The following is a 12,774-nucleotide window of genomic DNA, read 5'->3' as shown; positions in this document are numbered from 1 at the left end:
GTGTGCTCACCGGCCCCGCCCCTCCCGATCCGCGCGCCCGGCGCTACGCGCTGAGCGGGAACTCCTCGCCCAGCGCCCGGAACACCGCGGTGTTCAGCGCGAACGCCCGCCTGCACTCGTCGACGATCCGCTGCTTCTCCAGGTCGTCCACCTCCACCGCGTCCAGCAGCTCGCGGTAGTCCCGCTTGAAGGAGGCGGGATTCGATATGCCCTCGAAGACGTAGAACCGCACCCCGTCGCCCTTGCGCGCAAAGCCCCAGGTCCGCTCCGCCCGGTCGCGGATGATCTGGCCGCCGGAGAGGTCGCCGAGGTAGCGGGTGTAGTGGTGGGCGACATAGCCGGCCGGCCAGTCGCGGGCGCACTCGGCGACCCGCCCGGCGTACGCGGCCGTCGCGGGCAGCGGCTCCAGCCCCTCGCGCCAGCCGGCCCCGCGCAGGTGGGCCAGGTCCCGCTCCAGCTCGGCGGTGCGCATCAGCTCGGGGCGGATGAAGGGGCCGGCGACCGGGTCGTCCGCCAGCTCCCGCGCCCCCTCCTCCAGCGCCCGGTACACGAACCACAGCTGCTCGGTGTAGCGGGTGTACGCGTCCATTCCGAGCCGTCCGCCCAGCAGGTCGCCCATGAAGGCCGAGGACTCCGCCTCGGTGTGCTGCTGGTGCGACGCGGTGCGGATGAGCGTCGAGAAGGGAGTGGCGGCGGTTGCGTCCAAGGCGGGCCTCCGGGCGGCGGGGACGGTACGTCCTGGGGAAGTACGTCCGGTGGAATTCGGACAGAGCGCCAGCTCCCGCCCATCGCGGCGGAAGCTGTCGACTACCCCCGATCCTGCTACTTAGGCTTACCTAAGTCAACAGCTTGCCGACGGGCTGTCGGTAAAATTACCGACAGTCCGTCGGCAAGAACGCGCCGCACACACGCGAAAGCGGCCGCCCTCGGGGCGGCCGCTTCGGTGGGGGAATCCGGTTACGGGAGCGTCAGGATCTCGGCGCCCGTCTCCGTCACCACCAGGGTGTGCTCGAACTGCGCGGTGCGCCGGCGGTCCTTCGTCACCACCGTCCAGCCGTCGTCCCACATGTCGTAGTCGTGGCTGCCCAGCGTGAGCATCGGCTCGATGGTGAACGTCATCCCGGGCTTCATCACGGTGGTCGCCTGCGGGCTGTCGTAGTGCGGGACGATCAGGCCGGAGTGGAACGAGGAATTGATCCCGTGCCCGGTGAAGTCCCGCACCACCCCGTAGCCGAAGCGCTTGGCGTACGACTCGATGACCCGCCCGATGACGTTGATCTGGCGGCCCGGCCGGACCGCCTTGATCGCCCGGTTCAGCGACTCCCGGGTGCGCTCCACGAGCAGCCGGGACTCCTCGTCCACCTCGCCGCAGAGATACGTGGCGTTGTTGTCGCCGTGCACACCGTGGATGTACGCCGTCACGTCGAGGTTCACGATGTCGCCGTCGCGCAGCACCGTGGAGTCCGGGATGCCGTGGCAGATCACCTCGTTGAGCGAGGTGCACAGCGACTTGGGGAAGCCGCGGTAGCCGAGTGTCGAGGGGTATGCGCCGTGGTCGCACATGAACTCATGGGCGACCCGGTCGAGTTCGTCCGTGGTGACGCCCGGGACGATGTGTTTCGCGGCCTCCGCCATCGCCTGCGCGGCGATCCGTCCGGCGATCCGCATGCGCTCGACGGTGTCGGCGTCCTGGACCTCCGGGCCGGTGTACGGGGTGGGGGCCGGCTTGCCCACGTATTCGGGGCGCCGGATCTTTCCGGGCACGGTGCGGATGGGAGAGATCTCCCCGGGTGCGAGCAGCGACTGGCCAGACATGTCGGCGAGTCTATCCAGCCCGCTTGGGGCAGCATGGCCCCGAGGGAAGGAGCCGCTGATGGCCCTGTTCAAGAAGCGCACGGTGGGCAAACCGGGCGAGTGGTACTACTGCCTGGAGCACCACAAGGTCGAGGAGGGCCCCGAGTGCCCGGCCAAGGACCGGTTCGGACCGTACACCTCCCGCGAGGAGGCCCAGCACGCCATGGACACCGCCCGGGAACGCAACCTGGAGTGGGAGAACGACCCCAAGTGGCACGACCGGGACGCGGACACCCCGCCCGACCGGGAGGGGTGAGCGGCGGGGCCTCACGCCCCGGGGCGGGGCCTCACGCCTCGGAGAGACCGGCCTCCGGGGCCGGGACCGCCGCTTCCGGCGTGCCGGTCCCGGCCTCCTTGGCCCGCCGCCCGCGCAGCGCGTCCTCGTCCGTCGCGGAGTCGTAGGTGAGCAGCTTGGGGAGCACGGCGGCGAGCAGCGCGACGGAGGCCACACAGGCCGCGCCGCCGCTCCAGACCGCCGCCCTGGTCCCCGTCCAGCCCGCCATCGCACCGGCCCGCACCTGGCCCAGCTGCGGGCCGACGCTGTACGAGAGCACCTCGATGCCCGCCAGCCGCCCCCGCAGCTCCTCCGGGATGGTCTGGTTCCAGATCGTGGAGCGGCCCAGGCCGCTGAGCATGTCGCCCGCGCCCGCCACCGCCAGGCAGACCAGAACCAGCCACACGTTGCCGAACCACCCGGCCCCGGCGATCGCCAGCCCCCAGACGGCGGCCCCGAACACCACGAACAGCCCGTGCCGCCGCACCCGCGAGGTCCAGCCGCTGGTCAGGCCCAGCACCAGCGACCCGATCGAGCCCGCGGCGTACATCAGGCCCAGCGACCAGTCGGCGTCCAGCTCGTCCGCCAGGAACGGGAAGATCGCGTTGGGGAAGGCGAAGAACATCGCCGCCATGTCGACCGCGTACGTCCCCAGCAGCACCGGCCTGCTGCAGGCGTACCGGGCGCCCTCCACGATGCCGCGCAGCGACGGCTTCGTGTTCTCCCGGACGGGCGGCGCGGGCGTCAGGCGCAGGCACAGCAGGACGGAGGCGGCGAAGGTGGCCACCGTGACCGTGTACGCGGTGGCGTGACCGGCGTAGGAGACCACCACCCCCGCCACCGCCGGGCCGGTGATCGCGCCGAACTGCCAGCGCAGCGAGTTCAGCGCGGCGGCCGCGGTCTGCTGCTCGTGCGGCACGATCCGGGCCATCAGGGAGTCCAGCGCGGGCCGCTGGAGCCCGGAGAGCGCGGAGACCCCGGCCGCGACCACGTACAGCGGCCAGAGCATCGGGTCCGGCAGCGCCGCGTTGACCAGGAGGACCAGGGCGAGCACCCCCAGCCCCGCCTCGGTGGCCAGGATCACCTTGCGGCGGTCCACCGCGTCGGCGAGCGCCCCGCCGTACAGGCCGAAGACCACCAGTGGCACCAGCTCGACCGCGCCCATCGCCCCGACGGCCAGCGGTGAACCCGTCAGCTCCTTGATCTGGAGCGGCAGCGCGATCAACGCCATGAAGCTGCCGAAGTACGTCACCAGGCCCTGTACCCACAGCAGCCGGAAGTCGGCGGAGGAACGCAGGGGCGAGAGGTCGGGCAGCAGCGCGGCCAGCCGGGCGGCCGGGGAGGGAGCGGAAGTCACGGAGGGCCATGTTCCGAGCCCGTCGGTGCCGTCGCAACGGGTTTTTCCGCGACGGCCCCCGCCCTCACCAGCGGGCGGGCGGGGGTGCCGTCAGCTGGTCGGCGAGCCGGGACAGCCGGTCCCGCAGGCCGCCGCGACGGCCGCGCGGCGCGGGGGCGCTGTTCTCCCCGGCCGCCGCGCTCACCAGATGCTGCACGGTGTCCAGGTCGACGTCGTCGGCGTCGGTCACCGTCAGCGTCTCGTGGGCGAGCCCGAGCACCTCCGGGTCGCCGTCGTTCAGCGAGAGCACCGTGGCCCCGGCACGCCGCGCGTCGTGCACCCGCTCCAGCAGCCCGGCCCCGGGCCGCTCGGGGGCCACCAGCAGCAGTGTCTCGCCCCGTCCGGCCGTCTCGATCCGGCCCAGGCCGACGGCCAGATGCGCGGGGCCGCCCGGCTTCACCCGGTGGCGCACCAGGACGGGGGCCAGCTCCGGCAGCCCGGACCAGGTGGACTCGTCGGCCAGATGGGCCGCCAGGTGCCACGGCTCGTACGCCGCCGTCCCCACCAGCAGCAGACCGCCGCCGTGCGGGACGACCGAGGACCGCAGGGCCCCGGCGAACCGGCGGGTCGCGGTCGGCCACTCGGTCCCGGCGAGCACTTCACGGAGCAGGGCGACGCGTACGGCATCCATGGCCCGGCATCATGCCCCAGCACCCCCGCCCGGCACCGGCGAACGGCCTCGCGCACAGCCGAACGGGGGACAAGGGGTGACAGCGGGTCCGCTCAAGTGGCGGGCAGTAGTGTCGGAGCCATGACTACGAAGAGCAATGACCAGGCGGCCAAGCCGCCCGCCAAAGACCCCTGGGACCTCCCCGACGTCTCCGGGCTGACCGTCGGGGTGCTCGGCGGCACCGGCCCCCAGGGCAGCGGCCTCGCCTACCGGCTCGCCCGGGCCGGGCAGCGGGTGATCATCGGCTCCCGGGCCGCCGACCGCGCGCGGACCGCAGCCGAGGAGATCGGCCACGGCGTCGAGGGCGCGGACAACGCGGAGTGCGCCCGCCGCAGCGACATCGTGATCGTCGCCGTGCCGTGGGACGGCCACGCGAAGACGCTGGAGTCGCTGCGCGAGGAGCTCGAGGGCAAGCTCGTCGTCGACTGCGTCAACCCGCTCGGTTTCGACAAGAAGGGCGCCTACGCGCTGAAGCCCGAGGAGGGCAGCGCCGCCGAGCAGGCCGCCGCCCTGCTGCCGGGGTCCCGGGTCACCGCCGCCTTCCACCACCTGTCCGCGGTGCTGCTCCAGGACTGGTCGGTCGAGGAGATCGACACCGACGTGATGGTCCTGGGCGAGGCCCGCGCCGACACCGACACCGTCCAGGCGCTGGCCGGCCGGATCCCCGGCATGCGGGGCGTCTTCGCCGGGCGGCTGCGCAACGCGCACCAGGTCGAGTCGCTGGTCGCCAACCTGATCTCGGTCAACCGCCGCTACAAGGCGCACGCCGGACTGCGCACCACCGACGTCTGAGCCGGTCCCGCCGCGTCGGACCCCACCCTCCGGTGAGCGGAAAGGGGCATGGGGGACACTGGACGGGACCGAGCACCACCCCCGACAGGAGCCTTTCCCATGCCCCGACTCGCTCTCTACGCCATCGCCGTCTGCGTCCTGGCGGTCGTCGCGGCCGTGATCTCGTTCGTCCAGGGCAGCATGCTCGGAATCGTCTGGGTGCTGCTGGCCGGACTCTCGTCCAACATGGCGTGGTTCTACCTGCGCAGGGGGCGCGCGCGTACCTCCGGGTGAGACGCCCGTGCGGCGCTGGTCAGCGGCCGGCCAGGCAGGCCGGGTACTCCGCGTTCCAGTGCTCCCAGAAGCGGTAGGCGGCCCGGCCGCACTCCGTGTCCAGGCCGTGCACGCCGAGCGATTCCAGCAGACCCCGGACGGCGTCGAAGAACGCCTGGTTGATCCCCGGGATCCACAGCACGCCGAACACCACGAGCAGCCCGTACAGCGCGTACGGCGCCACCGCGCGCCGCACCCCGTACGGCAGCCAGGGCTCGATCACCCCGTAGCCGTCCAGGCCGGGCACCGGCAGCAGGTTCAGGATCGCCGCGGTGACCTGGAGCAGGGCCAGGAAGGCCAGCGCGTACCGGAACTCCCCGGGCACACCGCTCAGCGCGTCCAGCCAGAACGGCGCCGTGCACACCAGCGCGAACAGCACGTTGGTCAGCGGCCCCGCCACGGAGACCAGGCTGTGCTTCCACCGCCCGTGGATACGGCCCCGCTCGATGAAGACGGCCCCGCCGGGCAGCCCGATACCCCCCATGATCACGAACAGCACCGGCAGCACGATGCTGAGCAGGGCGTGCGTGTAGGCGAGCGGATTGAGGCTGAGGTAGCCCTTGGCGGCCACCGAGACGTCCCCGCTGTGCAGCGCGGTCCGGGCGTGCGCGTACTCGTGCAGACAGAGCGAGACGATCCACGCGCCCGTGACGAAGACGAAGACCGCGAGCCCGTACGGATACCCGGCACCGGCCCACACCGCCCAGCCGGCCACCGCCGTCACGGCGGCGATCCCGAGGAAGACCGGGCTGATCCGCCGGTCGCTGCGGGCTGCTGCGGTGGGCATCGGCGACTCCTGGGGGAGGGGCGGACCGGCGGGCCGGGGCGGGGACCGGACGGCGACCGTACCGCCGACACGCCATAAACGTCTCGCGGCCGGGCGGCACTTCCGGAAAAGGTGGGGGTATGACGAACACACAGGACGGGTGTACGGCGAACACACCGGGCGTGCCGAGCCCGCCCGGCCCGTCCCGCGTGCCACGTACGGGGGATCCCTCGGCCGGGTGTGCCCGTCCCGCTTCCGGTCACGGAGAATAGGCCGGTGCGCTATTGCATTCTCGGAACGACCCGGGCACTCCACGACGACGGCACGCCCGTCACCCTCGGCGGAGCCAGGCTGCGTGCCCTGCTCACGGTCCTCGCGCTGCGCCCCGGCCGCACCGTCCCCGCCGCCGTCCTCGTCGACGAGGTGTGGGACGGCGAGCCGCCCGCCGACGCGGTGGGGGCGCTCCAGGCGCTCGTCGGCCGGCTCCGGCGAGCCGTCGGCCATGACGCGGTCGCCTCCGTGAACAGCGGCTACCGGCTGGCCGCCGAGCCGGACGCGGTCGACCTGCACCGCTTCGAGCGGCTCGCCGGGGAGGGCGTCCGGGCCCTGGAGCGGGGCGACGCGGCGGGCGCCCGGGCCCTGCTCGACCAGGCCCTCGCCCTGTGGACCGGCCCAGCCCTCGCCGATCTGCCCGACCGCGCCGGCGCCGCCGCCCGCTGGGAGGCCCGCCGTCTGGACGCCCGCCGCGCCCGGCTGCGCGCCCTCCTCGCGCTCGGCCGCGCCGACGACGCCCTGCCCGAGCTGGCCGCCCTGTGCGCCGAGCACCCGATCGACGAACCCCTCCAGGCGCTGCGGCTGCGGGCCCTGCGCGACGCGGGCCGCACCGCCCAGGCCCTGGCCGCCTACGAGGACGTACGCACCGGGCTCGCCGACCGCCTCGGCACCGACCCCGGCCCCGAACTGCGCGCCCTGCACACCGAACTGCTCCGCCAGGACCCCGCGCCGCCGGCCGCGCCACCCGCCCCCGCGCCTGTTCCCGCCCTCGCTCCCGTCGTGCCGCAGGGCAATCTCCGGGCCCGGCTCACCAGCTTCGTCGGACGGCAGGAGGAGATCGAGGCGCTGCACGAGGACCTGGCGCACGCCCGGCTCGTCACCCTCCTGGGCCCCGGCGGCGCGGGCAAGACCCGGCTCTCCCAGGAGGCCGCCGAATCCGTCGCGTCCGCCTGGCCCGACGGTGTCTGGCTGGCCGAACTCGCCCCCGTCGACGACCCCGAGGCCGTCCCGGAGGCGGTACTGACCGCGCTCGGCGCCCGCGAGACCGTGCTGCGCGGTGCCGGTGCCGGGGAGTTCAGGGCCGCCGAGGGCAACGCGGGCGACGCGCTGGCCCGGCTCACCGAGCACTGCTCCCGGCGCCGCATGCTGCTGCTCCTGGACAACTGCGAGCACCTGATCGCGGCCGCCGCCGACCTCGCCGACCACCTCCTCGCCCGCTGCCCGCACCTCACCGTGCTCGCGACCAGCCGCGAACCGCTCGGCGTGCCCGGCGAGTTCGTCCGCCCCGTCGAATCGCTGCCCGACCCGATGGCGCTCCGCCTGTTCGCCGAACGCGGCGCCGCCGCCCGCCCCGGCTTCCGCACCGACGCCGACGCGGAGACCGCGGCCGCCGCGACGGAGATCTGCCGCCGCCTCGACGGCATGCCGCTCGCCATCGAACTCGCCGCCGCCCGCCTGCGGATGCTCACCCCGCGCCAGATCGCCGACCGGCTCGACGACCGCTTCCGCCTCCTCACCAGCGGGGCCCGTACCGTGCTGCCCCGCCAGCAGACCCTGCGCGCCGTCGTCGACTGGTCCTGGGACCTCCTCGACGGGCCCGAACGCGCCGTGCTGCGCCGCCTCTCCGTCTTCGCGGGCGGCTGCACCCTGACCGCCGCCGAGGCGGTCTGCGCGGACGGCCCGGCCCAGGAACCGGAGATCGCCGCGCTGCTCGGCTCGCTCGTCGACAAATCACTGGTCGTCGCCGCCCCCGCGGAGGACGGCGAGATGCGCTACCGGCTGCTGGAGACCGTCGGCGAGTACGCCGCCGAACGCCTCGACGAAGCCGCCGAGCGGACCCCCGTGGTCCGGCGCCACCAGGTGTTCTACCGTGAGCTGGCCCGTACCACCGACCCCGCGCTGCGCGGCCCCGGCCAGCGGGAGGCGATCGCGCTCCTCCAGCGCGAGTACGAGAACATCCGCACCGCGCTGCGCCACGCCGTCGCCGCCGGCGACGAGCAGGAGGCGCTCAGCATGGTGCTCTCGCTCTGCTGGTACTGGCAGATGCGCGACCTGCGGACCGAGGCCCTCCAGTGGACCGACGCGGTCGCCGCGCTGGGCCCCGACCCCTTCGCCGGACCCGCCGAACCCGCCCCCTCCCTCACCGAACGCTGCATCGACGCCCCGCCGCCGATGCGGCCCGAACTGCTCCAGGAGGCCCGGCGCCAGAACGCCATGCTCCGGCTGGTCAGCATGGAGCACGCCATGGAGCGGTGGACCGACGAGAAGGGCATGGCCCGGCTGCGGGTCATCGCGGACACCTACCGCCCCGGCCAGCCGCAGACCTGCCGCGGCCCGGCCTCGCTCTGGTTCTTCGCGGTGATGCTCGTCGGCGAGACCGGCAAGCTGCGCGAACTGCTGGACGCCTGGGTCGACGCCTGCCGGGCGTACGGCTACGAGTGGGAGCTCGCCGCGGCCCTCCAGATGCGGGCCAACGTCCTGGCCAACCGGCCCGAGTGGTCCGGCGAGGCCCGGGGCGACGCCGACGAGAGCCTGGAGCTCTTCAGCCGCATCGGCGACGGCTGGGGCGCGGCCGAGGCGCTCTCGGCGCGCGGCGAGGCCAACGAACGGCACGGGGAGTACGCCCGCGCCGCCGAGGACTACGCGGCCGCCATCGACTACGCCCAGCGGCTGGGCGCCCAGACCCAGGTGGCCGTCCTGCGCACCCGCTACGCCGCCGTGGTCACCGAGATGGGGCGCGGTGCCGAGGGCGAGGCGATCCTGCGCGAGGTGCTCGAGGAGGGCCACGAGGCGATGTCCTTCGCCCGGCTCCACCTGGCCATGTGGCTGGGCCGCAGCGGGCGCACCGACGGGGCGCGCGAGCAACTGGCCGAGCTGAGCCGGGAGTTCCACACCGAGACCATGGCCATCTTCGAGGGCGTCGTGATAGGGGTCGGGGCCTGGCTGGACAACCAGGACGGGCAGTACGCCCGCGCACTGCCCCGCGCCCTGGTCGCACTGGACCGCTCGGGCGACCAGCTGTCGCAGCTGATGGCTCCCCAGATGACCGTCATCCACCTGGTGACCCTCGCCCGCTCGCTGGCGGGTCTCGGCGGCGAGGCCCGGGCGGCGACGGCGGCCCGGCTGCTGGGCGCCGGCCAGGAGCTGCTGCCCCGGGGCCACGTGCCGACCTCGATGGAGCGGCAGGACCGGGAGCGGGCGGAGGCGCTGGCCCGCGCCGTACTCGGCCCGGACGCCTACGAGCGCGCATACGCCGAGGGCGGCAGCCTCTCCCTGGAGGAGGCCACCGCCCTGGTGGAGCCGTACCGCGACTGAACCGTGGCCGGTCCGGTCCCGCGCCCGGCGCTTCCCGCGCCCGGCATGTCCCGCGCCGGTGCTTCCCGCGTCAGGACCTCTCGCGTCAGGACTTCTTGCGGAACTTGGAGACCGCCAGCGGCGCGATCACCGCGGTGAGCACCACGGTCCAGCCGAGCGTCACCAGGACCGAGTGGGCGACCGGGCCGCCCATCATCAGCCCGCGCGCCGCGTCGGCCAGGTTGGACAGCGGGTTGTACTCGGTGAACGACCGCAGCCAGCCCGGCATCGTCTGCGTCGGGGCGAAGATCGAGGAACCGAACTGGAGCGGCATCAGCACCAGCATCCCCATGCCCTGGACGGCCTGGGACGTCTTCATGGTCAGCCCGAGCAGGATGAAGATCCACATGATGGCGGCACCGAAGGCGGCCGACAGCGCGATCGCCCCGATCAGCCCGAGCACCGACTGCTGCAGCTCCATGCCGAGGGCGAAGCCCATGGCCAGCAGGATGAGCGTGGCGACCATCATCCGGCCCAGCTCGACCACGATCTTCGCGATGAGCACCGAGGAACGGGCTATCGGCATCGTCCGGAACCGGTCCATGACCCCCTTGCGGAAGTCGTCGTTCACCCCGGTGCCGACCGCCATGGCGATGTTCATGCCCATCATCGCCATCAGACCGGGGATCAGGTAGTTCAGGTACTCCTGCCGTCCGCCGCCCATGCTGCTGCCCACCGAGCCGCCGAAGACGTACACGAACAGCAGCGTGAAGATGACCGGCATCAGGAGCGCGTCGAACATCGACTCCGGATCCTTCTTGATCTGGAGCAGATTGCGCCGCACCAGCGCCCCGATGTGGCGCAGATTGCTCCGCAGCCCGATCCGGCCCTCGTCACGGACCTCCCTGGGCCGGGCGGAACCGGTGGACGCGGGCGTGGGGGTCAGAGTCGCCGTGCTCATGCCGCGACCTCCTCGGGGATCGTGTCGGCGGCGGAAGAGGACTTCTCGCCGGTGATGGCCAGGAACACCTCGTCCAGGCTGGGCAGCGCGGTGGCGACGTGCGCCAGCTGGAAGCCCCGGGTGCCGAGCAGCCCGATGACGGCGGTCAGCTGCTCGTCGCTGAGGATCGGTACGTACAGCAGCCCCTCGTCCGGGACGGCCTGCGCGCCCGCGACCCCGTCGAGCGAGGCCCCCCGGATCGCCTGCGCCATCGCGGGCAGCTGCGCCGGGTCCGAGGGACGGATCTGGAGGGTGCGGCCGCCGACCTTCGCCTTCAGCTCGTCGACCCCGCCACGGGCGATGATCTTTCCCTTGTCGATGACCGTCAGCTCGTTGGCGAGCTGCTCGGCCTCCTCCATGTACTGCGTGGTCAGCAGCACGGTCGCGCCTTCCGCGACCATCCGCTGCACCTCGTCCCAGACCTCGTTGCGGGTCCGCGGGTCCAGGCCGGTCGTCGGCTCGTCCAGGTAGAGGACGGCCGGGTTGCCGATCATCGAGGCGGCCAGGTCGAGCCGCCGCCGCATGCCGCCCGAGTAGTCCATGGCGGCCTTCCTGGCCGCGTCGGTGAGCGAGAAGCGCTCCAGCAGCTCGTCGGCGCGGGCCCGCGCGTCCTTGCGGGACAGATCGAGCAGCCGCCCGATCATGTAGAGGTTCTCCCAGCCGGAGAGCTTCTCGTCGACCGAGGCGTACTGCCCGGTCAGGCCGATGGTCCGGCGCAGCTGCCGGGGCTGCTTCACCACGTCGTAGCCCGCCACGACGGCGTGCCCGGCGTCGGGGACGATCAGCGTGGACAGGCAGCGTACGAGGGTGGTCTTGCCCGCTCCGTTGGGGCCGAGGACACCGAGCACGGTGCCTTCGCGGACATCGAGGTCCACACCGTCCAGAGCCTTGGTCGAGCCGTAGTGCTTGACCAGACCCCGGACCTCCACGGCGTTCGTGCCGCTCTTGGGGTTCTTGTCGATTCGCGTCATGCCGACCATGGGACCAGCCGCCACCGACAGCTCACCGACAGCGGGCCGACAGCCCGCCGATGGGGGATGTCGGCGGGCTGTCGGTGGTGCGGGCAGTGGTTCTCGTGGCCCCCTGACGGGGCCCGGGCCGGGGCCCTAGTGGAAGGTGTGCTCCGCGGCCGGGAACGCGCCGCCCACGACCTCCTCGGCGAACTCCTTCGCCGCGTCGCCCAGCACCTTGCGCAGGTTCGCGTACTGCTTGGTGAAGCGCGGCACCTTGCCGCCGGTCAGCCCGACCATGTCGGTGTAGACCAGCACCTGCGCGTCCGTGTCCGGACCCGCGCCGATGCCCACGGTCGGGATGTGCAGGGTGCGGGTGACCTCGGCGGCCAGCTCGGCCGGTACGAGCTCCAGCACGACGGCGAACGCCCCCGCGTCCTGCACCGCCTTCGCGTCCCGCAGCATCTGCTGGGCGGCCTCCTCGCCGCGGCCCTGCACCCGGTAGCCCATCGCGTTGACGGACTGCGGGGTCAGGCCGATGTGGGCCATCACCGGGATGCCCGCCTCGACCAGCAGCCGGATCTGCTCGTGGCTCCGTTCGCCGCCCTCCAGCTTGACCGCGCCGACCCCGGACTCCTTGACCAGCCGGGTGGCGTTGCGCAGGGCCTGGACGGGGCCCTCCTGGTACGCCCCGAAGGGCAGGTCCGCGACGATCAGGGCACGCCGGGTACCCCGGACGACGGCGGCCGAGAGGATCGCGATCTCGTCCATCGTGACCGGCACGGTGGTCTCGTAACCGAGATGGCAGTTGCCCATGGAGTCGCCGACGAGCATGACCGGGATACCGGCCTCGTCGAAGACGGACGCGGTCATCGCGTCGTAGGCGGTGAGCATCGGCCACTTCTCGCCGCGCCCGGTGGCGGCGGCGATGTCGTGGACGGAGATACGGCGGGTGCTCTTGCCTCCGTACAGCGCCTTGCTGCTGTCGGCGGGGGCTCCCGCGGGAGAGGGTACGGACTGATTCTGCGCAGCCTGAAGCGACATGGCCAACGGCTCCTTCGTCATCTCGAGGCGCCCTGACGGCGTCCCCGGATCGCCTCCATGGTGGCATCCCGTGCCGCTCCGCGGGAAGTGGGTCCGCACGGACCGGTCCCCGGGGCACGGGGGCGGGAATTCCGCCGCCTTTCCAATAC

The 12,774-nt window shown here is 73.1% G+C and carries 12 protein-coding genes; 4 read left to right on the top strand and 8 right to left on the bottom strand.

What is annotated here, in order from left to right; all coding sequences use genetic code 11:
• Nucleotides 1-43: 43 nt before the first annotated feature.
• Nucleotides 44-706: a heme oxygenase (biliverdin-producing) gene (locus ACFCV8_RS02800; RefSeq protein WP_376683440.1), complete on the bottom strand. Its 663-nt coding sequence runs from the start codon at nucleotides 704-706 to the stop codon at nucleotides 44-46.
• Between the two features lie 251 nt (nucleotides 707-957).
• Nucleotides 958-1,815, bottom strand: a complete 858-nt coding sequence (gene map, locus ACFCV8_RS02795) for a type I methionyl aminopeptidase (RefSeq protein ID WP_376683439.1) — start codon at nucleotides 1,813-1,815, stop codon at nucleotides 958-960.
• A 58-nt stretch (nucleotides 1,816-1,873) separates the two neighbouring features.
• On the opposite strand from map, the gene ACFCV8_RS02790 reads away from it, so the two are divergent.
• The gene (locus ACFCV8_RS02790; protein ID WP_376683438.1) at nucleotides 1,874-2,110 is read left to right on the top strand and encodes a hypothetical protein; all 237 of its coding nucleotides are present in this window, start codon (nucleotides 1,874-1,876) and stop codon (nucleotides 2,108-2,110) included.
• 31 nt (nucleotides 2,111-2,141) lie between these two features.
• On the opposite strand, the gene ACFCV8_RS02785 is transcribed toward ACFCV8_RS02790, so the two are convergent.
• Together ACFCV8_RS02785 and ACFCV8_RS02780 are read right to left on the bottom strand one after the other, a co-directional pair.
• Nucleotides 2,142-3,485, bottom strand: a complete 1,344-nt coding sequence (locus ACFCV8_RS02785; RefSeq protein WP_376683437.1) for an MFS transporter — start codon at nucleotides 3,483-3,485, stop codon at nucleotides 2,142-2,144.
• A gap of 64 nt (nucleotides 3,486-3,549) precedes the next feature.
• The gene (locus ACFCV8_RS02780; RefSeq protein ID WP_376683436.1) at nucleotides 3,550-4,155 is read right to left on the bottom strand and encodes a hypothetical protein; all 606 of its coding nucleotides are present in this window, start codon (nucleotides 4,153-4,155) and stop codon (nucleotides 3,550-3,552) included.
• 120 nt (nucleotides 4,156-4,275) lie between these two features.
• On the opposite strand from ACFCV8_RS02780, the gene npdG reads away from it, so the two are divergent.
• Together npdG and ACFCV8_RS02770 are read left to right on the top strand one after the other, a co-directional pair.
• A complete protein-coding gene (gene npdG, locus ACFCV8_RS02775) occupies nucleotides 4,276-4,986 on the top strand; it encodes an NADPH-dependent F420 reductase (protein WP_376683435.1) in 711 nt (236 codons plus the stop codon).
• 99 nt (nucleotides 4,987-5,085) lie between these two features.
• Entirely contained in the window at nucleotides 5,086-5,259 is a 174-nt protein-coding gene (locus ACFCV8_RS02770) for a hypothetical protein (RefSeq protein WP_376683434.1), read from the top strand.
• 19 nt (nucleotides 5,260-5,278) lie between these two features.
• Here ACFCV8_RS02770 and ACFCV8_RS02765 read toward each other — a convergent pair whose 3' ends face one another.
• Nucleotides 5,279-6,085 carry a site-2 protease family protein gene (locus tag ACFCV8_RS02765; protein WP_376683433.1) on the bottom strand — a complete coding sequence of 269 codons (807 nt, stop codon included), beginning with the start codon at nucleotides 6,083-6,085 and terminating at the stop codon, nucleotides 5,279-5,281.
• Between the two features lie 255 nt (nucleotides 6,086-6,340).
• Here ACFCV8_RS02765 and ACFCV8_RS02760 point away from each other — a divergent pair, with 255 nt between their 5' ends.
• Nucleotides 6,341-9,652, top strand: a complete 3,312-nt coding sequence (locus ACFCV8_RS02760) for a BTAD domain-containing putative transcriptional regulator (protein WP_376683432.1) — start codon at nucleotides 6,341-6,343, stop codon at nucleotides 9,650-9,652.
• A gap of 85 nt (nucleotides 9,653-9,737) precedes the next feature.
• Here the strand turns inward: ACFCV8_RS02760 and ACFCV8_RS02755 are convergent, their stop codons facing one another.
• From ACFCV8_RS02755 to panB, 3 genes are all read right to left on the bottom strand, one after another.
• The gene (locus ACFCV8_RS02755; RefSeq protein WP_376683431.1) at nucleotides 9,738-10,592 is read right to left on the bottom strand and encodes an ABC transporter permease; all 855 of its coding nucleotides are present in this window, start codon (nucleotides 10,590-10,592) and stop codon (nucleotides 9,738-9,740) included.
• Entirely contained in the window at nucleotides 10,589-11,611 is a 1,023-nt protein-coding gene (locus tag ACFCV8_RS02750) for an ATP-binding cassette domain-containing protein (protein ID WP_376683446.1), read from the bottom strand. Before ACFCV8_RS02750 ends, ACFCV8_RS02755 begins: the two co-directional genes overlap by 4 nt.
• 126 nt (nucleotides 11,612-11,737) lie before the next feature.
• Nucleotides 11,738-12,625 (bottom strand): 3-methyl-2-oxobutanoate hydroxymethyltransferase, encoded by an 888-nt coding sequence (gene panB / locus ACFCV8_RS02745; protein ID WP_376683430.1) that lies wholly within the window; start codon nucleotides 12,623-12,625, stop codon nucleotides 11,738-11,740.
• Nucleotides 12,626-12,774: the final 149 nt, after the last annotated feature.

The sequence above is a fragment of the Streptomyces sp. NPDC056347 genome (assembly GCF_042262625.1).
Taxonomy (GTDB): domain Bacteria; phylum Actinomycetota; class Actinomycetes; order Streptomycetales; family Streptomycetaceae; genus Streptomyces.
This window is presented reverse-complemented; position numbering and strand designations above follow the sequence as displayed.